This is a genomic window from Streptomyces sp. NPDC085866 (assembly GCF_044541035.1).
In the GTDB taxonomy this organism is placed as follows: domain Bacteria; phylum Actinomycetota; class Actinomycetes; order Streptomycetales; family Streptomycetaceae; genus Streptomyces.
The window spans coordinates 191,549-215,221 of record NZ_JBITSQ010000015.1; the positions used below are offsets into that span (position 1 = coordinate 191,549).

Annotated in this window: 23 protein-coding genes; 22 read left to right on the top strand and 1 reads right to left on the bottom strand. The window is 70.6% G+C overall.

Annotated features, from left to right (window positions below; genetic code table 11):
* Positions 1-259: 259 nt before the first annotated feature.
* From ACIF83_RS33925 to ftsH, 6 genes are all read left to right on the top strand, one after another.
* Positions 260-1,744: a hypothetical protein gene (locus tag ACIF83_RS33925; protein ID WP_399732634.1), complete on the top strand. Its 1,485-nt coding sequence runs from the start codon at positions 260-262 to the stop codon at positions 1,742-1,744.
* A gap of 342 nt (positions 1,745-2,086) precedes the next feature.
* Positions 2,087-3,430 carry an ammonium transporter gene (locus ACIF83_RS33930; protein ID WP_393480380.1) on the top strand — a complete coding sequence of 448 codons (1,344 nt, stop codon included), beginning with the start codon at positions 2,087-2,089 and terminating at the stop codon, positions 3,428-3,430.
* Positions 3,427-3,765, top strand: coding sequence for a P-II family nitrogen regulator (locus ACIF83_RS33935; protein ID WP_039656487.1), 339 nt, complete (start codon positions 3,427-3,429; stop codon positions 3,763-3,765). The genes ACIF83_RS33930 and ACIF83_RS33935 overlap by 4 nt, the downstream gene beginning before the upstream one ends.
* Before the next feature lie 26 nt (positions 3,766-3,791).
* Positions 3,792-6,296 (top strand): [protein-PII] uridylyltransferase, encoded by a 2,505-nt coding sequence (locus ACIF83_RS33940; protein ID WP_393480376.1) that lies wholly within the window; start codon positions 3,792-3,794, stop codon positions 6,294-6,296.
* 83 nt (positions 6,297-6,379) lie between these two features.
* On the top strand, positions 6,380-7,930 hold the full coding sequence (gene ffh, locus ACIF83_RS33945) for a signal recognition particle protein (protein ID WP_386576489.1): 1,551 nt from the start codon (positions 6,380-6,382) through the stop codon (positions 7,928-7,930).
* 97 nt (positions 7,931-8,027) lie between these two features.
* Positions 8,028-9,968 (top strand): ATP-dependent zinc metalloprotease FtsH, encoded by a 1,941-nt coding sequence (gene ftsH, locus ACIF83_RS33950; protein WP_399732640.1) that lies wholly within the window; start codon positions 8,028-8,030, stop codon positions 9,966-9,968.
* Positions 9,969-9,993: 25 nt separating this feature from the next.
* Here the strand turns inward: ftsH and ACIF83_RS33955 are convergent, their stop codons facing one another.
* On the bottom strand, positions 9,994-10,854 hold the full coding sequence (locus ACIF83_RS33955) for a class I SAM-dependent methyltransferase (RefSeq protein WP_393480369.1): 861 nt from the start codon (positions 10,852-10,854) through the stop codon (positions 9,994-9,996).
* Positions 10,855-11,376: 522 nt separating this feature from the next.
* On the opposite strand from ACIF83_RS33955, the gene ACIF83_RS33960 reads away from it, so the two are divergent.
* The 16 genes from ACIF83_RS33960 (at position 11,377) to whiG (ending at position 23,667) form a co-directional block, all read left to right on the top strand.
* Positions 11,377-11,979, top strand: coding sequence for a hypothetical protein (locus tag ACIF83_RS33960; protein WP_094220509.1), 603 nt, complete (start codon positions 11,377-11,379; stop codon positions 11,977-11,979).
* Between the two features lie 299 nt (positions 11,980-12,278).
* On the top strand, positions 12,279-12,698 hold the full coding sequence (gene rpsP / locus ACIF83_RS33965) for a 30S ribosomal protein S16 (RefSeq protein ID WP_023546467.1): 420 nt from the start codon (positions 12,279-12,281) through the stop codon (positions 12,696-12,698).
* A 5-nt stretch (positions 12,699-12,703) separates the two neighbouring features.
* Complete coding sequence (locus ACIF83_RS33970; protein ID WP_003973401.1) at positions 12,704-12,943, top strand: RNA-binding protein; 240 nt, start codon at positions 12,704-12,706, stop codon at positions 12,941-12,943.
* 82 nt (positions 12,944-13,025) lie between these two features.
* A complete protein-coding gene (rimM, locus tag ACIF83_RS33975) occupies positions 13,026-13,568 on the top strand; it encodes a ribosome maturation factor RimM (RefSeq protein WP_399732645.1) in 543 nt (180 codons plus the stop codon).
* On the top strand, positions 13,568-14,401 hold the full coding sequence (gene trmD / locus ACIF83_RS33980) for a tRNA (guanosine(37)-N1)-methyltransferase TrmD (protein ID WP_393480364.1): 834 nt from the start codon (positions 13,568-13,570) through the stop codon (positions 14,399-14,401). The genes rimM and trmD overlap by 1 nt, the downstream gene beginning before the upstream one ends.
* Positions 14,402-14,536: 135 nt before the next feature.
* Positions 14,537-14,887, top strand: coding sequence for a 50S ribosomal protein L19 (gene rplS, locus ACIF83_RS33985; protein ID WP_393480362.1), 351 nt, complete (start codon positions 14,537-14,539; stop codon positions 14,885-14,887).
* Positions 14,888-14,932: 45 nt separating this feature from the next.
* On the top strand, positions 14,933-15,628 hold the full coding sequence (gene lepB / locus ACIF83_RS33990) for a signal peptidase I (protein WP_393480359.1): 696 nt from the start codon (positions 14,933-14,935) through the stop codon (positions 15,626-15,628).
* A complete protein-coding gene (gene lepB / locus ACIF83_RS33995; protein ID WP_399732650.1) occupies positions 15,621-16,772 on the top strand; it encodes a signal peptidase I in 1,152 nt (383 codons plus the stop codon). Before lepB (ACIF83_RS33990) ends, lepB (ACIF83_RS33995) begins: the two co-directional genes overlap by 8 nt.
* Positions 16,696-17,586: a signal peptidase I gene (lepB, locus tag ACIF83_RS34000; RefSeq protein ID WP_393480353.1), complete on the top strand. Its 891-nt coding sequence runs from the start codon at positions 16,696-16,698 to the stop codon at positions 17,584-17,586. The genes lepB (ACIF83_RS33995) and lepB (ACIF83_RS34000) overlap by 77 nt, the downstream gene beginning before the upstream one ends.
* A gap of 75 nt (positions 17,587-17,661) precedes the next feature.
* Positions 17,662-18,444, top strand: coding sequence for a signal peptidase I (lepB, locus tag ACIF83_RS34005; RefSeq protein WP_393480350.1), 783 nt, complete (start codon positions 17,662-17,664; stop codon positions 18,442-18,444).
* Positions 18,434-18,958: an NUDIX hydrolase gene (locus ACIF83_RS34010; protein ID WP_393480347.1), complete on the top strand. Its 525-nt coding sequence runs from the start codon at positions 18,434-18,436 to the stop codon at positions 18,956-18,958. The genes lepB (ACIF83_RS34005) and ACIF83_RS34010 overlap by 11 nt, the downstream gene beginning before the upstream one ends.
* A gap of 56 nt (positions 18,959-19,014) precedes the next feature.
* Positions 19,015-19,323 carry a DUF2469 domain-containing protein gene (locus ACIF83_RS34015; RefSeq protein WP_003965949.1) on the top strand — a complete coding sequence of 103 codons (309 nt, stop codon included), beginning with the start codon at positions 19,015-19,017 and terminating at the stop codon, positions 19,321-19,323.
* A gap of 88 nt (positions 19,324-19,411) precedes the next feature.
* Positions 19,412-19,777, top strand: coding sequence for a YraN family protein (locus ACIF83_RS34020; RefSeq protein WP_398139746.1), 366 nt, complete (start codon positions 19,412-19,414; stop codon positions 19,775-19,777).
* Position 19,778: 1 nt separating this feature from the next.
* Complete coding sequence (locus tag ACIF83_RS34025) at positions 19,779-21,404, top strand: YifB family Mg chelatase-like AAA ATPase (protein WP_399732655.1); 1,626 nt, start codon at positions 19,779-19,781, stop codon at positions 21,402-21,404.
* Positions 21,401-22,561 (top strand): DNA-processing protein DprA, encoded by a 1,161-nt coding sequence (gene dprA / locus ACIF83_RS34030; RefSeq protein ID WP_399732658.1) that lies wholly within the window; start codon positions 21,401-21,403, stop codon positions 22,559-22,561. Before ACIF83_RS34025 ends, dprA begins: the two co-directional genes overlap by 4 nt.
* Positions 22,562-22,824: 263 nt before the next feature.
* Complete coding sequence (gene whiG, locus ACIF83_RS34035) at positions 22,825-23,667, top strand: RNA polymerase sigma factor WhiG (protein WP_145883421.1); 843 nt, start codon at positions 22,825-22,827, stop codon at positions 23,665-23,667.
* Positions 23,668-23,673: the final 6 nt, after the last annotated feature.

Sequence of the window (23,673 nt, forward strand, 5' to 3'; positions counted from 1 at the left end):
TCGTGAGGAGGCCATCGTGAGTTCATTCGAAGGGGTGGCGAATGGTGGCGTTTCAGGGATCGCCATGGCTGGACGGGTGATCGTAGGATTACTGTGAGTGTGCGAGTCCTGGGGGCATATGCATCCGTGGGTATGCCGGAGGCGAGTCGTCAGCTCGTTCGAAGGGTGAGAACCGGCGGACGAGAGGCCGTATTTACCGGCATTCTGATAGGGCTTGGCGCATTCGGCGACAAGTGGTCTCAGGGATGGGGGCGTTCCAGTGGGCGGCAACGGCGGTAGCGGGACGAACGCTGACAAGCGCCCCAACGAGCTGCTCGGTTCGTGGTTCGTGCGCAGTGGCTGGTCCAAGGGCGAGCTGGCCCGTCAGGTGAACCGCAGAGCACGCCAGTTGGGTGCCAACCACATCTCCACGGACACCTCACGGGTGCGCCGCTGGCTCGACGGGGAGAACCCGCGCGAGCCGATCCCGCGGATCCTCTCCGAGCTGTTCTCGGAGCGCTTCGGCTGTGTCGTGTCCATCGAGGACCTCGGTCTGCGCCCCGCCCGGCAGTCACCCTCCGCGTCCGGGGTCGACCTGCCCTGGACGGGTCCGCAGGCGGTGGCCCTGCTCAGCGAGTTCTCGCGCAGCGACCTGATGCTGGCGCGGCGCGGCTTCCTCGGGACCTCGCTGGCCCTGTCCGCGGGCCCGTCCCTCATCGAGCCCATGCAGCGCTGGCTCGTGCCGGCCCCTTCCTCGCCGGTCCCGTCCGAGGTCGAGTTCGAGCCCGTCTTCGAGTCCCGCAGGCCCGGCCGGCTGTCCAAGCCCGAGCTGGACCTGCTGGAGTCCACCACCCGGATGTTCCGCCAGTGGGACGCCCAGTGCGGCGGCGGCCTGCGCCGCAAGGCGGTCGTGGGCCAGCTGCACGAGGTCACCGACCTCCTCCAGGAACCCCAGCCCGAGGCCACCACCCGCAAGCTCTTCAAGGTCGCCGCCGAGCTGGCCGAGCTGGCCGGCTGGATGTCGTACGACGTCGGGCTCCAGCCCACCGCGCAGAAGTACTTCGTCCTCGCCCTGCACGCCGCCAAGGAGGCCGGCGACAAGCCGCTCGGCTCGTACATCCTCTCCAGCATGAGCCGCCAGATGATCCATCTCGGCCGGCCCGACGACGCCCTGGAGCTGATCCACCTCGCCCAGTACGGCAGCCGCGACTGCGCGAGCCCGCGCACCCAGGCCATGCTGTATGCGATGGAGGCCCGCGCGTACGCCAACATGGGCCAGCCCGGCAAGTGCAAGCGGGCGGTCCGGATGGCCGAGGACACCTTCGCCGAGGCCGAAGAGTGGGACGAGCCCGACCCCGACTGGATCCGCTTCTTCTCCGAGGCCGAGCTGTACGGGGAGAACTCCCACTCCTTCCGCGACCTCGCCTACGTCGCCGGACGCAGCCCCACCTATGCCTCGCTGGCCGAGCCGCTGATGCGGCAGGCGGTGGACCTGTTCGCCAAGGACAGCGAGCACCAGCGGTCGTACGCGCTGAACCTGATCGGCATGGCCACCGTGCACCTGCTCCGGCGCGAGCCGGAGCGCAGCACGGAGTACGCCTCGCAGGCCATGGACATCGCCAAGAAGGTCCGCTCGGAGCGTGTGAACACTCGTATTCGAAAGACGATCGACACGGCCGTGCGCGACTTCGGTGATCTCAGCGCCGTCGTCGACCTCACCGACCAGCTCGCCGTCGACCTCCCGGAGACCGCCGAGGCGGTCTGACACCGCAGGACACGCATGCCCCGGCCGCGGCCGGTCCTCCCGAACTGCCCGACTCGGCTCCCCCATGCCAGGTCATCGGAAGGCCCGCCGCGGCCGGCCCTTTTCCGCCGGAGAGATCCTCCGGGGAAGGTTGCGCCACGATAACGATCCCGCGGCCGTACATCTCGCGCTTCATCTACGCGTAACACGCCAGGCGCCTTCGTCACCCCGGCGAAACAACGAGGGGCTTCCATCGAAACCGCGCTGCGCCAATCTCATGGCGCATAACCGGCCCACCCCTCACTGACCGGACCGCTCAGGCACCGCCCGCACGGGGCCGTACCAACCGACGAGGAGACGCCGATGGCACCAGCCATCACGCTTGCCGCGGAGGCACCCAAGCTGTCATCCGCGAACACAGGCTTCATGCTCATCTGTTCCGCCCTGGTGCTTCTCATGACCCCGGGCCTGGCCTTCTTCTACGGAGGCATGGTCCGCGTCAAGAGCACCCTCAACATGCTGATGATGAGCTTCATCAGCATGGGGATCGTCACCATCCTCTGGGTGCTCTACGGCTTCTCCCTCGCCTTCGGCACGCACAACAGCCTCATCGGCTGGAACTCCGACTGGTTCGGCCTCAGCAACATCGGACTGACGGAGCTGTGGGACGGCTACAGCATCCCGATCTTCGTCTTCATGGTCTTCCAGATGATGTTCGCGATCATCACCCCGGCCCTGATAAGCGGCGCCCTCGCGGACCGCGTCAAGTTCTCGGCCTGGTCGCTCTTCATCGCCCTGTGGCTCACGCTCGTCTACGTGCCCGTCGCCCACTGGGTCTGGGGCGCCGACGGCTGGGCCTACAAGCTCGGCGTGATCGACTTCGCCGGTGGTACGGCGGTCCACATCAACGCCGGTGCCGGAGCCCTCGGCGTGATCCTGGTCATCGGCAAGCGCGTCGGCTTCAAGAAGGACCCAATGCGCCCGCACAGCCTCCCGCTGGTCATGCTCGGTGCCGGTCTGCTGTGGTTCGGCTGGTTCGGCTTCAACGCCGGCTCGTGGCTCGGCAACGACGACGGCGTCGGCGCGCTGATGTTCGTCAACACGCAGGTCGCGACGGCCGCCGCCATGCTGGCCTGGCTCGCCTACGAGAAGATCCGGCACGGCGCGTTCACCACGCTGGGTGCCGCCTCCGGTGCGGTCGCCGGTCTGGTCGCGATCACCCCGTCCGGTGGCGCGGTCTCCCCGCTCGGCGCGATCGCCGTCGGCGCCATCGCCGGTGTCGCCTGCGCCGCGGCCGTCGGTCTGAAGTTCAAGTTCGGCTACGACGACTCGCTCGACGTCGTCGGCGTCCACATGGTCGGCGGCATCATCGGCTCCCTGCTGATCGGCTTCTTCGCCACCGGCAAGGGCCAGTCCACCGCGACCGGTGTCTTCTACGGCGACCACAGCTGGACCCAGCTGTGGAAGCAGTGCGCCGGTGTCGGCGCGGTCCTCGCCTACTCCCTGATCGTCTCCGCGGTCCTCGCCTTCCTCCTCGACAAGACCATCGGGATGCGGGTCACCGAGGACGAGGAGATCTCGGGCATCGACCAGGCGGAGCACGCCGAGACCGCATACGACTTCAGTGGCGCCGGTGGCGGTGTCATCGGATCCGCCGCCCACGCCCCGGCCGTGGCCGCCGCGCAGACCAAGAAGGTGGACGCATGAAGCTCATCACCGCCGTCGTCAAGCCGCACCGGCTGGACGAGATCAAGGAGGCCCTGCAGGCCTTCGGCGTCCACGGGCTGACGGTCACCGAGGCAAGCGGTTACGGTCGTCAGCGGGGCCACACCGAGGTCTATCGCGGTGCCGAGTACACCGTCGACCTGGTCCCGAAGATCCGCATCGAGGTGCTGGCCGAGGACGACGACGCCGAGCAGCTGATCGAGGTCGTCGTCAAGGCGGCCCGCACCGGCAAGATCGGTGACGGAAAGGTCTGGTCCCTGCCGGTCGAGACGGCCGTACGAGTCCGTACCGGCGAGCGCGGCCCGGACGCGCTCTGACACGACAGAAGGACAGGAGTCGCTGGGTGACGGGTACGGATGTGCGGAACGAAGCGGATGACTCGGGACCCAGCGGCTACGCGGCGGCCCGGCTGCGCCTCCTCACCGAGGGGGCGCGGTCCGGGCCGCCGCGCCGTGCCGCTCTCGCCGAACTGACCGACGACTGGCTCGCCGGACTCTTCACGGCGGCGGCCGGAGAAGGAGCGGGAGCGGAGCGGCTTCCTCAGAAGGGCGGCGGTGGGCGACGGGAGGGCATGAAGGGCGTCTCGCTCGTCGCCGTCGGCGGCTACGGCCGCGGTGAGCTGTCCCCGCGCAGCGATCTCGACCTTCTGCTGCTGCACGACGGGAGCGATCCCGGCGCGGTCGCCGCTCTGGCCGACCGTCTCTGGTACCCCGTCTGGGACCTGGGCCTCGCCCTCGACCACTCCGTGCGCACCCCCGCGGAGGCCCGCAAGACGGCCGGAGAGGATTTGAAAGTCCAACTCGGCCTCCTGGACGCCCGTCATCTCACCGGCGACCTCGGCCTCACCGCCGGACTGCGCACGGCCGTCCTCGCCGACTGGCGCAACCAGGCGCCCAAGCGTCTCCCCGAGCTCCAGGAACTCTGCGCCGACCGCGCCGAACGCCAGGGTGAGCTGCAGTACCTCCTGGAGCCCGACCTCAAGGAGGCCCGCGGCGGCCTCCGCGACGCCACCGCCCTGCGCGCCGTGGCCGCCTCCTGGCTGGCCGACGCCCCGCGCGAGGGCCTCGCCGACGCACGCCGGAGCCTGCTCGACGTCCGGGACGCCCTGCACCTGGCCACCGGCCGGGCCACCGACCGGCTCGCACTGCAGGAGCAGGACCAGGTCGCGGCCGAGCTGGGCCTGCTGGACGCGGACACCCTGCTGCGGCAGGTCTATGAATCGGCGCGCGTGATCTCGTACGCCAGTGACGTCACCTGGCGCGAGGTGGGGCGCGTGCTGCGCTCGCGCGCCGTCCGCCCGCGTCTGCGCGCCATGCTGGGCGGCGGCAAGCCGGTCACCGAGCGTTCCCCGCTGGCCGAGGGGGTGGTGGAGCAGGACGGCGAGGTGGTGCTCGCCCGGACCGCACGCCCCGAACGCGACCCCGTGCTCCCCCTGCGGGCCGCGGCCGCCGCCGCGCAGGCCGGGCTCCCGCTCTCCCTGCACGCCGTACGACGCATGGCCGCCACCGCGCGCCCCCTGCCCACGCCCTGGCCCGCCGAGGCCCGCGAACAGCTGGTGACCCTGCTCGGCTCCGGCCGCCCGACCGTGGACGTCTGGGAGGCCCTGGAGGCGGAGGGCCTGATCAGCCGCATCCTGCCGGACTGGGAACGGGTCCGCTGCCGCCCGCAGCGCAACGCCGTCCACATCTGGACCGTGGACCGGCACCTGATCGAGACGGCGGTCTGCGCCTCCGAGCTGACCCGTCGGGTCAGCCGCCCCGACCTGCTCCTCGTCTCCGCCCTGCTGCACGACATCGGCAAGGGCTGGCCCGGCGACCACTCCGTGGCCGGCGAGATCATCGCCAAGGACGTGGCCGCCCGGATCGGCTTCGACCGCGCGGACGTGGCGGTGCTGTCGACCCTCGTACGGCACCACCTCCTGCTCATCGAAACGGCCACCCGGCGCGACCTGGAGGACCCCGCGACCGTCCGCTCGGTCGCCGAGGCCGTCGGCACCCAGAGCACGCTGGAACTCCTGCACGCCCTCACCGAGGCGGACGCCCTGGCCACCGGCCCGGCCGCCTGGTCGTCCTGGCGCGGCTCCCTCGTCGCCGACCTGGTGCGGCGTGTCTCCGCCGTCCTCGCCGGGGACGCCCCCGAGGAACCCGAGCCCGCCGCGCCCACGGCCGAGCAGGAACGCCTCGCCATCGAGGCCTTCCGCACCGGCAGCCCGGTCCTCGCCCTGCGCGCACAGAAGGAGCCGGTGCCCGAGGAGGAGGCCTCCGGCCCGCCCGAGCCGCTCGGTGTGGAGCTGCTCATCGCCGTACCGGACCAGCCCGCCGTGCTGCCCGCGGTCGCCGGTGTCCTCGCCGTGCACCGCCTGACCGTCCGCACGGCCGAGCTGAGCGCCCTGAGCCTGCCCGACGACGTCGACGACGGCTCGGTCCTGCTGCTGAACTGGCGGGTCGCGGCCGAGTACGGCTCCCTGCCGCAGGCCGCCCGGCTGCGCGCCGACCTCGTCCGCGCCCTCGACGGCTCCCTCGACATCGCGGGCCGCCTCGCCGAGCGGGACGCGGCCTATCCGCGCCGCCGCGGCTGGGTGGCCCCGCCGCCCCGGGTGACGGTGGCCCCGGCGGCCTCCCGCCACGCCACGGTGATCGAGGTGCGGACCCAGGACGCCCCCGGACTGCTGTACCGGATCGGGATGGCCCTGGAGAAGGCCGGGGTGCGGGTGCGCAGCATGCACGTCAGCACCCTGGGCGCCAACGCCGTCGACGCGTTCTACGTCACCACCGGAGCGGGCGCACCCCTGCCGGGACCGGACGCGAACTCGCTCGCCCGGGTGCTCGAGGAGACCCTGCGGGGATGACCCTTCCCCGATGAGTTCATCGCCGGGATACCCTGGAGGGCGATTCCCAGCAGCCATCACCGACCCCGAGGACCGCGAGCGCCGTGTTCGACACTCTCTCCGATCGCCTGTCAGCGACTTTCAAGAACCTGCGCGGCAAGGGACGGCTCTCCGAGGCGGACATCGACGCCACCGCGCGCGAGATCCGGATCGCGCTCCTCGAAGCGGACGTGGCCCTGCCCGTCGTGCGCACGTTCATCAAGAACGTCAAGGAGCGCGCGCTCGGCGCCGAGGTCTCCAAGGCACTGAACCCGGCCCAGCAGGTTCTGAAGATCGTCAACGACGAACTCGTCACCATCCTCGGTGGCGAGACCCGGCGTCTGCGCTTCGCCAAGCAGCCCCCGACCGTGATCATGCTGGCTGGTCTGCAGGGCGCCGGTAAGACCACCCTCGCGGGCAAGCTCGGCAAGTGGCTCAAGGAGCAGGGCCACTCGCCGCTGCTCGTCGCCGCCGACCTCCAGCGCCCCAACGCCGTCAACCAGCTGAGCGTCGTCGCCGAGCGCGCCGGTGTCGCCGTCTACGCCCCGGAGCCGGGCAACGGCGTCGGCGACCCGGTCAAGGTCGCCAAGGACTCCATCGAGCACGCGCGGACGAAGGTCCACGACATCGTGATCGTGGACACCGCCGGCCGTCTCGGTATCGACCAGGAGATGATGCAGCAGGCCGCGGACATCCGCGACGCCGTCTCCCCGGACGAGATCCTGTTCGTCGTCGACGCGATGATCGGTCAGGACGCCGTCAACACCGCCGAGGCCTTCCGCGACGGCGTCGGCTTCGACGGCGTGGTGCTCTCCAAGCTCGACGGTGACGCCCGCGGTGGTGCCGCCCTGTCGATCCGCCAGGTCACCGGCAAGCCGATCATGTTCGCGTCGAACGGTGAGAAGCTCGAGGACTTCGACGCGTTCCACCCGGACCGCATGGCCTCCCGCATCCTCGACCTGGGTGACCTGCTCACCCTGATCGAGCAGGCGGAGAAGACGTTCAGCCAGGAAGAGGCCGCCAAGATGGCCTCCAAGCTGGCGTCGAAGAAGGGCCAGGACTTCACCCTGGACGACTTCCTGGCCCAGATGGAGCAGGTCAGGAAGATGGGCTCCATCTCCAAGCTGCTCGGCATGCTCCCGGGCATGGGCCAGATCAAGGACCAGATCAACAACCTGGACGAGCGGGACGTCGACCGCACGGCCGCGATCATCAAGTCGATGACCCCGGGCGAGCGCCAGGACCCGACGATCATCAACGGCTCGCGCCGCGCCCGTATCGCCAAGGGTTCCGGTGTCGAGGTCAGCGCGGTGAAGGGTCTCGTGGAGCGGTTCTTCGAGGCCCGCAAGATGATGTCCCGCATGGCCCAGGGCGGCGGCATGCCCGGCATGCCGGGGATCCCGGGCATGGGCGGCGGCGCCGGCCGGCAGAAGAAGCAGCCGAAGCAGGCCAAGGGCAAGCAGCGCTCCGGCAACCCGATGAAGCGCAAGCAGCAGGAGCTGGAGGCGGCCCAGCGCCGCGAGGCCGCCGCTCAGGGTGGCGGCGCCTTCGGGCTGCCGCAGCAGGGCGGTCAGGACTTCGAGCTCCCGGACGAGTTCAAGAAGTTCATGGGCTGAGTGCCGTAGTACGTCCCTGGGGGCGCCCCTCTCCGGAGGGGCGCCCCCAGTCGTATCTGCATGTGCCGGTGCCAGATCGTTGGCGTAACGTCCCGATATGACCAACCCTGCGCCGCCGCGCAAGTCGCCCGACCAGCCCTGGCGTACCGAGGGTGCTCCCGAGGAGCCGTCGAAGCAGCCGCCCGGCGGGCCGAGGCTGCGCGGCGGCTGGTGGCGGCTGATCCTCACCGCGCTGGTCGTGTACCTGATCGCCAACCTGGTGCTGTCCTTCTTCGACCGGGCCAACGAGCCGACGATCTCCTACACCGAGTTCAGCAAGCAGGTGAACGACGGCAACGTCAGCAAGATCTACGCCAAGGGCGACGCGATCCAGGGCGAGCTCAAGAAGGAGCAGGACAACCCGAGCGGCGGCGGGAAGTACACCGACTTCAACACCCAGCGGCCGTCCTTCGCCGACGACCAGCTGTGGGCGAACCTCACCAAGCACGACGTCACCGTCACGGCCGAGCCCGTCGTCCAGCACCGCAGCTTTCTCGCCAACCTGCTGATCTCGCTGGCGCCCATGCTGCTGCTGATCGCGGTGTGGGTGTTCGTCGCGCGGCGGATGAGAGCCGGGATGGGCGGCGCGGGCGGCATGCTCGGCCGCAAGGCACCGCCGAAACCGGTGGAGCTGGTACCGGGGGAGAAGCGCACCACCTTCGCCGACGTCGCCGGCATCGACGAGGTCGAGGGCGAGCTGAACGACGTCGTGGACTTCCTGAAGAACCCCGACGCCTACCGCCGTATGGGTGCCAGGATGCCGCGCGGTGTGCTGCTCGCCGGCCCGCCCGGCACCGGCAAGACCCTGCTCGCGCGGGCGGTCGCGGGGGAGGCGGGCGTGCCCTTCTTCTCCGCCTCCGCCTCCGAGTTCATCGAGATGATCGTCGGCGTGGGCGCCTCCCGGGTGCGGGAGCTGTTCGCCGAGGCCCGCAAGGTCGCCCCGTCCATCATCTTCATCGACGAGATCGACACCATCGGCCGGGCCCGCGCCGGCGGCTCCGGGGTGGGCGGGCACGACGAGCGCGAGCAGACCCTGAACCAGATCCTCACCGAGATGGACGGCTTCTCCGGCTCGGAGGGCGTCATCGTCATCGCGGCCACCAACCGCGCCGACATCCTCGACCCCGCGCTCACCCGCCCCGGCCGCTTCGACCGGGTGGTCCAGGTCTCGCCCCCGGACCGCGGCGGCCGCGAGGCCATCCTGGGGATCCACACCCGTGACATCCCCCTCGCCCAGGGCGTCGACCTCGCCCAGGTGGCCCGTACGACCCCGGGCATGACGGGCGCGGAACTGGCCAACCTCGCCAACGAGGCCGCCCTGCTCGCCGTGAAGCGCAAACAGCAGCAGGTGACGCAGACCGACCTCTCGGAGGCGCTGGAGAAGGTCCAGCTGGGCGCCGAACGCCCGCTGGTGATGCCCGAGGAGGAACGCCGACGCACCGCCTACCACGAGAGCGGCCACGCCCTGCTGGGCATGCTCCAGCCCGGCGCCGACCCGGTCCGCAAGATCACCATCGTGCCGCGCGGCCGTGCGCTCGGCGTCACGCTGTCCACACCGGAGGCGGACCGGTATGCGTACACCGAGGACTACCTGCGCGGCCGGATCATCGGCGCGCTCGGCGGCATGGCGGCCGAGCAGGTCGTCTACGGCGTGGTCACCACCGGCTCCGAGAGCGATCTGGAACAGGTCACCAACGTCGCGCGCGGAATGGTCTCCCGCTGGGGCATGAGCCGGGAGGTCGGCCGGCTCTCCGCCCTGCCCAACGACGCCCAGCAGGCCTACGGCCTCGCCGCGGCCCCGCAGACCCTCGACGTGATCGACACCGAGATGCGCCGGATCGTCGACGAGTGCTACGAGGAGGCGTGCCGCAAACTCCGCGACCACCGCGGTCAGTTGGACGCCCTGGCCCGGGCCCTGCTGGAGAACGAGACGCTGGAGGAGGCGGACGCCTACCGGATCGCCGGCATCACACGCCTCACCAAGGACATCGACAACTAGGACCCGTCGACCCGTCCGGCGGGCTCTATCGCACGCGGGCGATCAGGTAACGGAAGACGTTCGGCATCCACACGGTGCCGTCCGGGCGCCGGTACGGATGCAGCGCCTCCGTCAGCTCCTTGTCCACCTGCTTGCGGTCGGTCGCCGCGACCGCCGCGTCGAACAGGCCCGTCGACAGCAGACCGCGTACGGCGCTGTCGAGGTCGGCGTACCCGAACGGGCAGGCCACCCGCCCCGAGCCGTCCGGCTTCAGACCGGCCCGCTGGGCGACCTCCTCCAGGTCGTCGCGCAGGGCCGGGCGCCAGCTGCCCGCGCTGCGCAGGGGATCGGCCAGCTTCGTCGCCACCCGCAGCACTGAGGAGGTCGCGCAGCGCTCCGGCGGGCCCCAGCCGGCCAGCACCACGGCCGCGCCGTGCCCGGCCAGTGGCAGCGCGGCCGCCAGCAGCTCGCCGAGCCCCTCGGAGTCGCCCGCCAGACAGCCGATCGGCTCGAAGGCGGTCACCAGGGTGTACGCGGGCGTCTCCGCCTCGGCCGCGTCCTCGGGAGCACCCTCGACGAGTCGCGTGCGGGCACGCGCGCGCGTGCCGCGCGGATCGTCCGGCAGCAGGCGCTCGCGTGCGAGGGCGAGTCGCTCGGGGGAGGAGTCGACACCGGTGACCGCGGCCCCTCTGGAGGCCGCCATCAGCAGGGCGAGCCCGGAACCGCAGCGCAGGCCCAGCAGCCGCGTGGCAGGCCCCACTTCAAGTCGCTCGTAGACGGTCTCGTAGAGCGGCACCAGCATCCGCTCCTGGATCTCGGACCAGTCACGCGCGCGTGCGCACAGGTTCACCCGGGGCGGTACGGAGCCCGGATGAGACAGGTGTTCCCGCACGAGCGTAGGTGTCATAGGTAAGCGCCCCATTCCGCCGACAGTTCGCCGCAGTGCCCGATTGCGTGGCCCCCGTGCCGTGCGCTCGCACTATCCACGTATGCCAGGTAACTCCCGGCTCGCGGTGCCGTCCAGGGGTCGTGGGTCCCTGCTTGGGGGCCGGTGTCGAGTGTGGCGAGATTTCACATCCACGCAATCTGGGTGACCGTACGGTGTCCACCCGCCCGGGACGGGCCGGGGGCTGAGGGCGCTCACGGACCGGGTAACGTCACGGGCGTCGCGGACGCTGACTGAGGTGAAGGCCTCGTGCGAGAGCGACCGAAACACGCCTTGCGCATCCGCCGCCCACCGTCGTCCCGCCGCTACACGGTGGGGCGTACGTCAGACTACGCACCGGCTTGGTATGAGCTGTGCGGCTTCTCCGCAGATCAGCGCACCCGCCCTCGTCAGGACGCATCAGTGCCAACTGACGGGTAAGTGCAAATTATTTGGGATGGCCCGGAATAGGAACACAGCGGCACCCCCGCTCGTTGTCATTACGTGAGCACGACACAGACACCACCTGTTCTCGCCGCAGAGCTGGCGCAGGCGTGGGCCGACATTCAGCGGTACCACCCCGAGCTGCCGGACCTTGCCGCGCCAGAGTCCCTGATCGGGGAGTCGTCGTCCGCGTGCGGTCACGAACTCTCCTTCGAGCGACTGCTCCATGAGGCAGTCCATGGCATCGCCGCCGCCCGCGGCGTGCGCGACACCTCCCGGGCCGGCCGCTACCACAACCGCAGATTCCTCGCGATCGCCGAGGAGCTGGGCCTGGACCACCCCGAGGAACCGCACCCCAGCAGCGGCTTCTCCCTGGTCACGCTCAACCCCGAGGCCAAGCGCCGCTACCGCCCGACCATCGAGCGGCTCCAGCGCGCACTGAAGGCCCACACGGTGGCCACCTCCGCCGACACCTCCCGTACCTTCCGCGGCCCGGCAGCCCGGCACGGCTCCTCGGGCGGCGGCGTCCGCGTGAAGGCCGTCTGCGACTGCGGGCGCAACGTACGGGTGGTCCCGTCGGTCCTGGCCCAGGCTCCCATCGTGTGCGGCGGCTGCGGCAAGCCGTTCCGCATCCCGGAGGTCGTGGGGGCGGCGGCGAGCTGAGACTGCGACTGCTCGTGGCAGCCGCACTCCACTCACCCACGGCAACTTCACAACACCGGGCGGCGCACCCGACGTGACCTCACCTCCACGCCGGGTGCCGCTGACCCGTGCCCAGCCGCACCCCACCACCCTCGGCCGGAAGTGACCCGCGGGGTATGGCACAATGGCTAGCTGTACTCGACAGCCGCACAGGACCCCTCTCTCCTCCGGCTGACGCGTCCATCGGGCATTCGGGTACCGCAACCCCACGCGGCAGCTCGCCGTGCCCAACCACGTCAATTCCAGGAGAACCCACTCCCGTGGCAGTCAAGATCAAGCTGAAGCGTCTGGGCAAGATCCGTTCGCCTCACTACCGCATCGTCGTCGCCGACTCCCGCACCCGCCGTGACGGCCGTGCGATCGAGGAGATCGGCAAGTACCACCCGACCTACAACCCGTCGGTCATCGAGGTGGACGCCGACCGCGTGGCGTACTGGCTGGGTGTCGGCGCGCAGCCGACCGAGCCCGTCCTCGCCATCCTGAAGAAGACCGGCGACTGGCAGAAGTTCAAGGGCGAGCCGGCTCCCGCGCCGCTGCTCGTCGCCGAGCCGAAGCCGGCCCGTCCGTCGTTCGAGGCTCTCGGCGGTGACGACGAGGGTAAGGGTGAGGCGATCACCCAGAAGAAGAAGGCTGAGAAGAAGGACGAGGCGGCTGCCGAGTCCGAGTCGACCGAGGCCTGAGCAGCATGCTCGAAGAGGCGCTTGAGCACCTCGTGAAGGGCATCGTCGACAACCCTGACGATGTGCAGGTCGCCTCGCGCAACCTGCGCCGCGGGCGCGTGCTGGAGGTCCGGGTCCACCCCGACGACCTCGGCAAGGTGATCGGCCGCAACGGTCGTACCGCGCGCGCTCTGCGTACCGTCGTGGGCGCCATCGGCGGCCGCGGTGTCCGCGTCGACCTCGTCGACGTGGACCACGTCCGCTGACGCTTCATCGCAACCGGCTCGGGCCGGGGAGGGCCACTGGGCCGTCCCCGGCCCGCAGTCGTATGACAGGAGATCTGTACACGTGCAGCTGGTAGTCGCGCGGATCGGCCGCGCCCACGGCATCAAGGGCGAGGTCACCGTCGAGGTACGTACCGACGAGCCGGAGCTCCGGCTCGCCCCGGGTGCCGTTCTGGCCACCGACCCGGCCTCCACCGGGCCCCTCACCATCGCCACCGGCCGCGTCCACAGCGGCCGCCTGCTCCTGCGCTTCGAGGGCGTCAGCGACCGCAGCGCCGCCGAGGCGCTGCGCAACACGCTGCTGATCGCCGAGATCGACCCCGAGGAACTCCCCGAGGGCGAGGACGAGTACTACGACCACCAGCTCATCGACCTCGACGTGGTCACCGAGGACGGCTCGGAGGTCGGCCGGATCACCGAGATCTCCCACCTCCCCTCCCAGGACCTCTTCATCGTGGAGCGCCCGGACGGCAGCGAGGTGCTGATCCCCTTCGTGGAGGAGATCGTCACCGAGATCGACCTGGAGGAGCAGAAGGCGGTCATCGCGCCTCCGCCGGGTCTGATCGACGACCGCGCGGTGATCGACTCGACCCGGGACGAGTCCTGATGCGCCTCGACGTCGTCACGATCTTCCCCGAGTACCTGGAGCCGCTGAACGTCTCCCTGGTCGGCAAGGCACGCGCGCGCGGACAGCTGAACGTGCACGTGCACGACCTGCGGTCCTGGACGTACGACCGGCACAACACCGTCGACGACACGCCGTACGGCGGCGGCCCCGGCATGGTCATGAAGACCGACCCCTGGGGCGACGCCCTGGACACGGTCCTCGCCGACGGCTACGAGACCGGCGCCGAGGCCCCCGCGCTGATCGTGCCCACCCCGAGCGGCCGCCCCTTCACGCAGGAACTCGCGGTCGAACTCTCCGAGCGCCCCTGGCTGATCTTCACCCCGGCCCGCTACGAGGGCATCGACCGGCGCGTCATGGACGAGTACGCCACCCGGATGCCCGTCTACGAGGTCTCCATCGGCGACTACGTGCTCGCCGGCGGCGAGGCGGCCGTCCTGGTCGTCACGGAGGCCGTGGCCCGGCTGCTGCCCGGAGTCCTCGGCAACGCCGAGTCCCACCGGGACGACTCCTTCGCGCCCGGCGCGATGGCCAACCTCCTGGAAGGCCCCGTCTACACCAAGCCGCCCGTCTGGCGCGGCCGGGACATCCCGGAGGTGCTGCTCAGCGGCCACCACGGCAAGATCGCCCGTTGGCGCCGCGACGAGGCCCTGACGCGTACGACGGCCAACCGGCCCGACCTGATCGAGCGCTGCGACCCCAAGGCCTTCGACAAGAAGGACCGCGAGATGCTCTCCATCCTGGGCTGGGAACCCGACCCGGACGGGAAGCCGTACGGCCGATTTTGGCGCCGGGCCGAGGGCGTGGAAGAATAGACCGCTGTTGTGCGTCCGTCCGGCGTGCGCCCCTGCCGCAGGGGGACACGACGCCCGTTCCGACCCGCACACGGCTTCATGCAAACACCTAGCTCCCGTTGATGACCTGTGGCATCAGCGAAGAAAGCAGACGAAATGTCTCACCTGCTCGACTCCGTCGACGCCGCGTCGCTGCGCAGCGACGTCCCGGCCTTCCGCCCGGGCGACACCGTCAACGTCCACGTCCGCGTCATCGAGGGCAACCGCTCCCGTGTGCAGCAGTTCAAGGGCGTTGTGATCCGTCGCCAGGGCTCCGGTGTCCGCGAGACCTTCACGGTCCGCAAGGTCTCGTTCTCCGTCGGCGTCGAGCGCACCTTCCCGGTGCACACCCCGATCGTCGAGAAGATCGAGCTGGTCACCCGGGGTGACGTGCGTCGCGCCAAGCTGTACTACCTCCGTGACCTGCGCGGCAAGGCCGCGAAGATCAAGGAGAAGCGCGAGAACTGAGCGCTTTCCCGGCGTCACAGCGGGGCCGGATAACATCTGGCTCCGATGGACACCGAAGCACAGCCGACGCAACGCGACCGCTCCTCCCACCCCGGTGCTCCGGGGACGGAGGGCCGGTCGCGTTTCGCGTTGGTGTCGCGGCTCGCCGAGTGGCTGCCGGGCGGCAGGATCACCCTCACCCTCTTCGCCTGCCTGGCGTTTTTGCTGCTCCTCAACGCTTTCGTGGCACAACCGTTCCAGATTCCGAGCGGATCCATGGAACAGGGATTGAGGATCGGCGACCGCGTTCTCGTAAATAAGTTGGCGTACCGTTTCGGTGCCGAGCCACGCCGCGGTGACGTGGTTGTCTTCGACGGGACCGGGTATTTCGGGGACGCCGACTACATCAAGCGCGTTGTAGGGGTGGGGGGAGACCATGTGGTCTGCTGCGACAAGGAGGGGAGGCTCCAGGTGAACGGTCGGCCGGTCGACGAGAAGGCGTTCCTCTATCCCGGGGACACCCCGTCCTCCGTCCCCTTCGACGTCGTCGTGCCCGCGGGCCGCCTGTTCGTCCTCGGGGACCACCGCAGCGACTCCAGCGACTCCCGCGACCACCTCGGCTCGCCCGGCGGCGGCATGATCCCCGTCGGCGACGTCATCGGCCGGGCCGACTGGATCGCCTGGCCGTACGACCACTGGACGCACCTGACACGGCCGTCCGCCTACGCGCGCGTGCCCGCTCCGGACGGTGCGCATGGGTAACCGCGGAAAACCGCGCGGGCTGCCCAGCACGCCCGCCGACAACCTGCTGCCCACCGGCTCGCGGCGCACCTCTGCGCCCAGCGGTGGCCGCACGCGCGCGGAGCGGCGCAAGCTCCAGCGCAAGGTGAAGCGCAAGCGCAGGCGGTCGGCTGTTCGGGAGATCCCCCTTCTGGTCGGTGTCGCCGTCCTCATAGCGCTGGTCCTGAAGACCTTCCTCGTCCAGGCGTTCGTGATCCCGTCGGGCTCCATGGAGCAGACGATCCGGATCGGCGACCGCGTCCTGGTCGACAAGTTCACCCCGTGGTTCGGCTCCAGGCCGCAGCGCGGGGACGTCGTCGTCTTCCACGACCCGGGCGGCTGGCTGGCCGACGAGCAGACCGCCAAGAAGAACGACCCGGTCGTCGTCAAGCAGCTCAAGGAGGGCCTCACCTTCATCGGCCTGCTGCCCTCCGACAACGAGAAGGACCTGATCAAACGGGTCATCGGGGTCGGCGGCGACCACGTCAAGTGCTGTGACGCGCAGGGCCGGGTCACCGTCAACGGCGTTCCGCTGACCGAAGCGGACTACCTGTACCCGGGCAACTCGCCCTCCTCCGCTCCCTTCGACATCACCGTGCCCAAGGGCCGTCTGTGGGTGATGGGCGACCACCGGGACAACTCCGCGGACTCCCGCGCCCACCAGAACACCCCGTACGGCGGTACGGTCTCCGAGGACTCCGTGGTCGGCCGTGCCATGGTCATCGGCTGGCCCGTCGGGCACTGGACCAGCCTCGATGAACCTAAAACCTTCGCAAGCGTTTCCAACTCCGTGTCGGGGTCGTCCGCGGCCCCTCCGCCGTCGCATAGGGTTGCCTCCGACGATCCGAACGCATTGACCCAACTCCCGACCCCTGCGGAACTCCCGCTCGTTATGGGAGTGGTGGGCCTGCACCGTGGATGGCGCAGGCGGCGGCACAGAGTAAGGAGTTGGCGTGGGGGATGTGGCGGTTGGCGCACGGTCGGGACACGACGGCGAGGAGCACCGCGGTCACCCTGTGGACGGGAACGTCCCGGCTCCGGACGGGTCCGTGACCCCCGGGACTTCCGAGTTCTCGGCGGCCGACGACGGCGCGCCCGAGGATCGGCAGCCTCAGACCGGGAGTGACGGCACGGACGAGGCCGCACGCCCGCCGAAGAAGCCGCGCTCCTTCTGGAAGGAGCTGCCGATCCTGATCGGCATCGCGCTGGTCCTGGCGCTGCTGATCAAGACGTTCCTGGTGCAGGCGTTCTCGATCCCGTCCGACTCGATGCAGAACACCCTCCAGCAGGGTGACCGCGTCCTGGTCGACAAGCTCACCCCGTGGTTCGGCTCCGAGCCCGAGCGCGGCGAGGTCGTCGTCTTCCACGACCCGGACAACTGGCTGGCGGGTGAGCCGGCGCCCAACCCGAACGCGGTGCAGAAGGTGCTCAGCTGGATCGGCCTGATGCCGTCCGCGGAGGAGAAGGACCTGATCAAGCGCGTGATCGGGGTCGGCGGCGACACCATCCAGTGCAAGGGCACCGGCCCGCTGACGGTCAACGGCAAGGCGCTGAACGAGCCGTACGTCTACCCCGGCAACACGCCGTGCAGCCAGGACGACCAGGGCGGCCAGTTCAAGGTGACGGTCCCCAAGGGCTACATCTGGGTGATGGGCGACCACCGCCAGAACTCCCGCGACTCCCGTTACAACCAGTCCGACAAGAACCACGGCATGGTCCCCGTCGACAAGGTCGTCGGCCGCGCCATCGTCAAGGCCTGGCCGATCAACCGCTGGGGCACCCTGCCGGTCCCGGACACCTTCGACCAGGGCCTGGACCAGAAGTCCTCTGCCTCGGCGTCGCTGTCGGTGGCGCCCGGGGGTGTCGCGGTGGCCGCGGTCCTGCCGGTGGCGGTGTGGCGGCGCAGGCGGGCGGACCGTCCGGAGTCCAAGAAGCAGTAAGAAGCGGTAAGCAGTGGCCCAGGCCACGAAAGAGGGGCTGCCCCTGCTCGGTACTGCCGGGTAGGGTGCGGGTCCATGGGTGGCGAGAGCACGACGCGTACGGCCCCGCGCAGCGCGGGCGCAGGCACGGCACAGGCCGGCGGCAGCCGGATCGGGAGCCGGCTGTCCGGGGTGGCCATGGCGCTGGGCCTGGTGCTGTTCCTGGCGGGCTTCGGCTGGGCCGCGCTGTTCTACCGGCCGTACACCGTGCCCACCAGCTCGATGAGCCCGACGATCGCCATCGGCGACCGGGTGCTGGCCCAGCGCGTCGACGGCAACGACGTCCGGCGCGGTGACGTGGTCGTCTTCCGCGACAAGAGCTGGGTCACCAACGCCAACGTGGTCAAGCGGGTCGTCGCGGTCGGCGGCGACACCGTCTCCTGCTGCACGAACGGCAAGCTCACCGTCAACGGCAAGCAGATCCACGAGCCCTACCTGCCCGCGGGCAGCCTGGCCGAGAACCAGAACTTCCCGACCGTGACCGTCCCCAAGGGCCGGCTCTTCCTCCTCGGCGACGAACGCCAGGGCTCCCTGGACTCCACCGCCCACCTCACCGACGCCGCCAAGGGCACGGTGTCCCGGGACGCCGTCGCCGCCCGCGTCGACGCGGTCGTCTGGCCCATGAAGGGCATGCTCAAGCGCCCCACCGGTTTCGAGGCCCTGGGCGCCCTCTCCCAGCCGGGCCCGCTCCGGACCATCGAATTCATGATCGTCGCCGGCGCCGTTCTGGTACTCGGCGGCGGTGCCTACGGCCCGATCGCCAAGCGGCTGGGCCGCTCCCGCAGCCGTACCGGCGCGGAGCCCGCCGGTGCCCGCTGAGACCACGCGGACGGGCGGGGACACCTACGAGGGCGGTCTGCGCAAGGTCGCCCGAGTGGTGCTGCTCGACCCCCAGGACCGCATCCTCCTGCTGCACGGCCATGAGCCGGAGGACCCGGCCGACGACTGGTGGTTCACCCCCGGCGGCGGCCTGGAGGGCGCCGAGACACGCGAGGAGGCGGCGCTCAGGGAACTCGCCGAGGAGACCGGCATCACCGACGTCGAACTCGGTCCCGTGCTGTGGCGCCGGCAGTGCTCGTTCCCGTTCGCGGGCCGCCGCTGGGACCAGGACGAGTGGTACTACCTGGCCCGTACGACCCAGACGGAGACCGAAGCCCAGGGCCTGACGGATCTTGAGCGGCGCAGCGTCGCCGGAGCGCGCTGGTGGACGTGTCAGGAACTGACCCGGGCACATGAGACGGTGTATCCGACCAGACTCGCCGAGCTGCTGCGCACGCTGCTCGACGAAGGTCCCCCGGCCAGGCCCGTGACCCTAGACACGGAAATCGTCTGAAGGCTCGTCGGACTGGCGCACAATGGTGGGATCGCACGGCTGAAGGGGAACATGCCATGAGCGCCGAGGACCTCGAGAAGTACGAGACCGAGATGGAGCTGAAGCTCTACCGGGAGTACCGAGACGTCGTCGGTCTGTTCAAATACGTGATCGAGACCGAGCGGCGCTTCTACCTCACCAACGACTACGAGATGCAGGTGCACTCGGTCCAGGGTGAGGTGTTCTTCGAGGTGTCGATGGCGGACGCCTGGGTCTGGGACATGTATAGGCCGGCCCGTTTCGTGAAACAGGTCCGCGTCCTCACGTTCAAGGACGTGAACATTGAGGAGCTGAACAAGAGCGACCTGGAGCTCCCGGGCGGGTGACGGAGTTTTCCACAACCGCTGAGTAGTCCACCAAGATCCACTTCCCCGGGCACGATGCGTGACGGTTGGCGCCGGAGGTGGTGCCGACATGAGCAAGGCACGCAGTGGACTCGGCAGGTACGGCGAGGATCTGGCCGCGCGGCGGCTGGCCGAGGCCGGGATGACGATCCTGGAGCGCAACTGGCGTTGCGGACGGTCCGGCGAGATCGACATCGTGGCCCGGGACGGGAGCACGCTGGTCGTCTGCGAGGTGAAGACGCGCAGGGGCGGCGCATTCCAGCACCCGATGGCCGCCGTCACGGCCGAGAAGGCACAACGGCTGCTGACCCTGGCCGAACGCTGGATCCAGACCCACGGAGGAGCCCCACCCGGAGGCGTCCGCATCGACCTGATCGGCGTCCTCCTGCCCCGCCGGGGCGCCCCGTCCGTCGAGCACGCGCGGGGGGTGGCCTGAGATGGCGTTCGCCCGTACGTGCTCCGTGGCCCTGGTCGGCGTCGAGGGCGTGGTCGTCGAGGTCCAGGCCGACCTGGAACCAGGAGTGGCCGCCTTCACCCTGGTGGGCCTCCCGGACAAGAGCCTGACGGAGAGCAGGGACCGGGTTCGGGCGGCGGTGGTGAACTCGGGCGGCGAGTGGCCGCAGAAGAAGCTCACCGTCGGACTGAGCCCGGCGTCGGTGCCCAAGGCCGGCTCCGGATTCGACCTGGCCGTCGCCTGCGCGGTGCTCGGCGCCGCCGAGCGCATCGACCCCCGGGTCCTCGCCGACATCGTCATGATCGGAGAACTCGGACTGGACGGCCGGGTGCGGCCGGTGCGGGGCATCCTGCCCGCGGTCCTCGCGGCCGCCGACGCGGGCTACGAACAGGTGGTCGTGCCGGAGTGCGCCGCCGCCGAGGCCTCGCTCGTGCCCGGCGTGTCGGTGCTCGGCATCCGGAGCCTTCGGCAGCTGATCGCCGTGCTGACCGACGAGCCCGTACCCGAGGAACAGCCGGACGACCAGGGGCGCCCGGATCCCCTGCTGGCCGGCCTCCGGGTGCCGGGCACGGGCGCCGCCACCGGTGTGCACAGCGTCGGTGCCGCACAGCACGAACAGGACCACGACCTGGCCGACGTCGTGGGCCAGACCTCGGCGCGCACGGCCGTGGAGGTGGCCGCCGCCGGAGGACACCATCTGTTCCTGGAGGGCCCGCCGGGCGCGGGCAAGACCATGCTGGCCGAGCGCCTGCCCGCGGTGCTTCCCCGGCTCACCCGGGAGGAGTCGCTGGAGGTCACCGCGGTCCACTCGGTGGCCGGGCTGCTGCCTCCGGGCAAGCCGCTCGTCGACGTCGCCCCCTACTGCGCCCCGCACCACTCGGCCACGATGCAGTCACTGGTCGGCGGTGGCCCGGGCGTCGCACGGCCCGGCGCGGTCTCCCTCGCCCACCGGGGCGTGCTGTTCCTCGACGAGGCTCCCGAGTTCCACAGTCAGACGCTGGACGCGCTGCGGCAGCCCCTGGAGTCCGGACACGTGGTGATCGCGCGCAGCGCGGGCGTGGTCCGGTTCCCGGCGAGGTTCCTCATGGTCCTGGCGGCCAACCCCTGCCCCTGCGGACGCTTCTCGCAGCGGGACTCCCTGTGCGACTGCCCGCCGTCGGTGATCCGCCGCTACCAGGCCCGGCTGTCCGGCCCACTACTGGACCGGGTCGACCTGCGGGTCGAGGTCGACCCGGTCACCCGCGCCCAGCTCATCGAACCCGGCGCCCGCGGCGACTCCAGTGCGATCGTCGCCGACCGGGTCAGGGCGGCTCGGGAGCGGGCGGCCGTCCGGCTCGCCGGAACCCCCTGGCGCACCAACAGCGAGGTGCCCGGACGGGAGCTGCGCAGCCGCTTCCATGCCGCCTCCGGCGCGATGGACGAGGCCGAACGCAGCCTCGAGCGGGGTGTGCTCACCGTCCGTGGGATCGACCGGGTGCTGCGCGTCGCCTGGACCGTCGCGGACCTCGTCGGACACGACCGCCCGGACGCCGCCGACGTCTGCCTCGCCCTGCAACTGCGCACCGGAGTGCCGCGGGGCGTGCCCATGGCCCTCGGGGCCCTGACATGACCGCAGGACCCGACCGGGACGGGGAGCTGCTGGACCGGGTCTTTCTCGCTCGGGTCATGGAGCCCGGGGACGAAGTCGGTGGGCGGTGGTTGCGGGAGTTCGGGGTGAGGGAGGTGGTGCGGCGGTTGCGGGATGGCGGCGAGCCGTTGCCGGGGGTGAGCCGGACTCGGTGGGGCGGGCTGGCCGGGCGGGCCCGGCGGGCCGAGCCGGAGCGGGATCTGCAGGTGGCGCGGGCCGCCGGGGTGCGGTTCGTCTGTCCGGGGGACGCGGAGTGGCCGGGGCAGCTCGATGACCTCGGGGACGGGCGGCCCACGGGACTGTGGGTGCGGGGGCGGGCCGGCCTGCGGATGTGGGCGCTCAGGTCCGTGGCCGTCGTGGGAGCGCGCGCCTGCACCGAGTACGGCGCGCATACCGCGGCCACCCTGGCCTCAGGTCTGGCCGAGCGGGGCTGGGTCGTCGTGTCGGGCGGTGCGTACGGGATCGACGGAGCCGCCCACCGCGGCACCCTCGCCGCCGGCGGAGCCACTGTCGCCGTCCTGGCCTGCGGCGTCGACCGGCCCTACCCCCGCGGCCACGCCGCCCTGATCAACAGGATCGCGGAACAGGGGTTGGTGGTGGGGGAGTTGCCGCCGGGCGATCACCCGACTCCGAGCCGGTTCATCCTGCGGAACAGAGTGATCGCGGCGCTCACCAGGGGCACCGTCGTCGTGGAGGCCGCCTGCCGCAGCGGTTCGCTGGTCACGGCCCGGGCCGCGGCCCGCCTCGGGAGGTTCACCATGGGTGTGCCCGGGCCCGTCACCAGCGGACTCTCCGCCGGGGTGCACGAACTGCTGCGCGGTGAGGCCGTCCTGGTGACCGACGCCGCGGACGTCGTCGAACTCGTGGGCGACATCGGCGAGCTGGCTCCGCCCCGGAGAGGCCCCGTACTCCCGCGTGACCTGCTGGAACCGGCAGCCAGGGCCGTCCTCGCCGCCCTGCCCGGGAGCCGGGCAGCCGCCGTCGGGGAGATCGCGTGCGGCGCGCGCACCACGCCGGACGACGCGATCGCGAGGCTGTACGAACTCCGAGCACTTGGATACGTCGAACGACACGGCGACGGCTGGAAGTTGACACGCCAGGCGATGATCTCGGCCCGGAGCTGTCACGGTCCGTGTTGACCGGGAGGGTTCGGCCGTCCGGGGGAATCCCCTACGCCCTTGGGATTTCCCGGAGTTGACCCCTTTGCCCGGTCACGCAGAGCGAGCTGCGGAGCGCGGTGGTGCGGGCGACGGAAGAGGCCCGCGCAGGGGTGGACCCTCTTTGTTCGCGCACCGCGACTCCCCAGTCACGCTACGCTCACGAAAGCCCGGGCGCAGACCGCGCCAACTCGACATCAGACAGACAGCTCACCCAGGTACGGCAGAACGGCACAAGGCGACGAATGCCCCAGCACACCTCCGGGTCCGACCGGACGGCGATCCCCGCAGCCGCCCGCGACGGTGGCAGCGTGCGACCGCCCGCTCCCTCGACGCTCGACGAGCTGTGGCGGTCGTACAAGGAGACGGGGGACGACCGGCTGCGGGAGCAGCTGATCCTGCACTACTCGCCGCTGGTCAAGTACGTGGCGGGCCGGGTGAGCGTCGGTCTGCCGCCCAACGTGGAGCAGGCCGACTTCGTCTCCTCCGGGGTGTTCGGGCTGATCGACGCGATCGAGAAGTTCGACATCGACCGGGAGATCAAGTTCGAGACGTACGCGATCACCCGGATCCGGGGCGCGATGATCGACGAACTGCGGGCGCTGGACTGGATCCCCCGGTCCGTCCGGCAGAAGGCGCGCAACGTCGAGCGGGCCTACGCCACCCTGGAAGCGCGGCTGCGGCGGACGCCGACGGAAGGGGAGGTCGCCACCGAGCTGGGCATGGAGGTCGACGAACTCCATGCGGTGTTCAGCCAGTTGTCGCTGGCCAACGTGGTCGCCCTGGAGGAGCTGCTGCATGTCGGCGGTGAGGGCGGGGACCGGCTCAGCCTCATGGACACGCTGGAGGACACAGCCGCCGACAATCCGGTGGAGGTGGCCGAGGACCGGGAGCTGCGGCGGTTCCTGGCGCGGGCGATCAACACGCTGCCGGAGCGGGAGAAGACCGTCGTCACGCTCTACTACTACGAGGGGCTCACCCTCGCCGAGATCGGCAATGTGCTCGGGGTCACCGAGAGCCGGGTCAGTCAGATCCACACCAAGTCGGTGCTGCAGCTGCGGGCCAAGCTGGCGAGCTTCGGGCGCTGAGTCCTC

What these genes read in the sequence shown, in the direction of transcription:
- ACIF83_RS33930 (WP_393480380.1), top strand. Translation starts at nt 2,087, where the DNA reads ATGGCACCAGCCATCACGCTTGCCGCGGAGGCACCCAAGCTGTCATCC.
- ACIF83_RS33935 (WP_039656487.1), top strand. Translation starts at nt 3,427, where the DNA reads ATGAAGCTCATCACCGCCGTCGTCAAGCCGCACCGGCTGGACGAGATC.
- ftsH (WP_399732640.1), top strand. Translation starts at nt 8,028, where the DNA reads ATGACCAACCCTGCGCCGCCGCGCAAGTCGCCCGACCAGCCCTGGCGT.
- ACIF83_RS33955 (WP_393480369.1), bottom strand. Translation starts at nt 10,854, where the DNA reads ATGACACCTACGCTCGTGCGGGAACACCTGTCTCATCCGGGCTCCGTA.
- ACIF83_RS33970 (WP_003973401.1), top strand. Translation starts at nt 12,704, where the DNA reads ATGCTCGAAGAGGCGCTTGAGCACCTCGTGAAGGGCATCGTCGACAAC.
- trmD (WP_393480364.1), top strand. Translation starts at nt 13,568, where the DNA reads ATGCGCCTCGACGTCGTCACGATCTTCCCCGAGTACCTGGAGCCGCTG.
- rplS (WP_393480362.1), top strand. Translation starts at nt 14,537, where the DNA reads ATGTCTCACCTGCTCGACTCCGTCGACGCCGCGTCGCTGCGCAGCGAC.
- lepB (WP_393480359.1), top strand. Translation starts at nt 14,933, where the DNA reads ATGGACACCGAAGCACAGCCGACGCAACGCGACCGCTCCTCCCACCCC.
- lepB (WP_399732650.1), top strand. Translation starts at nt 15,621, where the DNA reads ATGGGTAACCGCGGAAAACCGCGCGGGCTGCCCAGCACGCCCGCCGAC.
- lepB (WP_393480350.1), top strand. Translation starts at nt 17,662, where the DNA reads ATGGGTGGCGAGAGCACGACGCGTACGGCCCCGCGCAGCGCGGGCGCA.
- ACIF83_RS34015 (WP_003965949.1), top strand. Translation starts at nt 19,015, where the DNA reads ATGAGCGCCGAGGACCTCGAGAAGTACGAGACCGAGATGGAGCTGAAG.
- ACIF83_RS34020 (WP_398139746.1), top strand. Translation starts at nt 19,412, where the DNA reads ATGAGCAAGGCACGCAGTGGACTCGGCAGGTACGGCGAGGATCTGGCC.
- ACIF83_RS34025 (WP_399732655.1), top strand. Translation starts at nt 19,779, where the DNA reads ATGGCGTTCGCCCGTACGTGCTCCGTGGCCCTGGTCGGCGTCGAGGGC.
- dprA (WP_399732658.1), top strand. Translation starts at nt 21,401, where the DNA reads ATGACCGCAGGACCCGACCGGGACGGGGAGCTGCTGGACCGGGTCTTT.
- whiG (WP_145883421.1), top strand. Translation starts at nt 22,825, where the DNA reads ATGCCCCAGCACACCTCCGGGTCCGACCGGACGGCGATCCCCGCAGCC.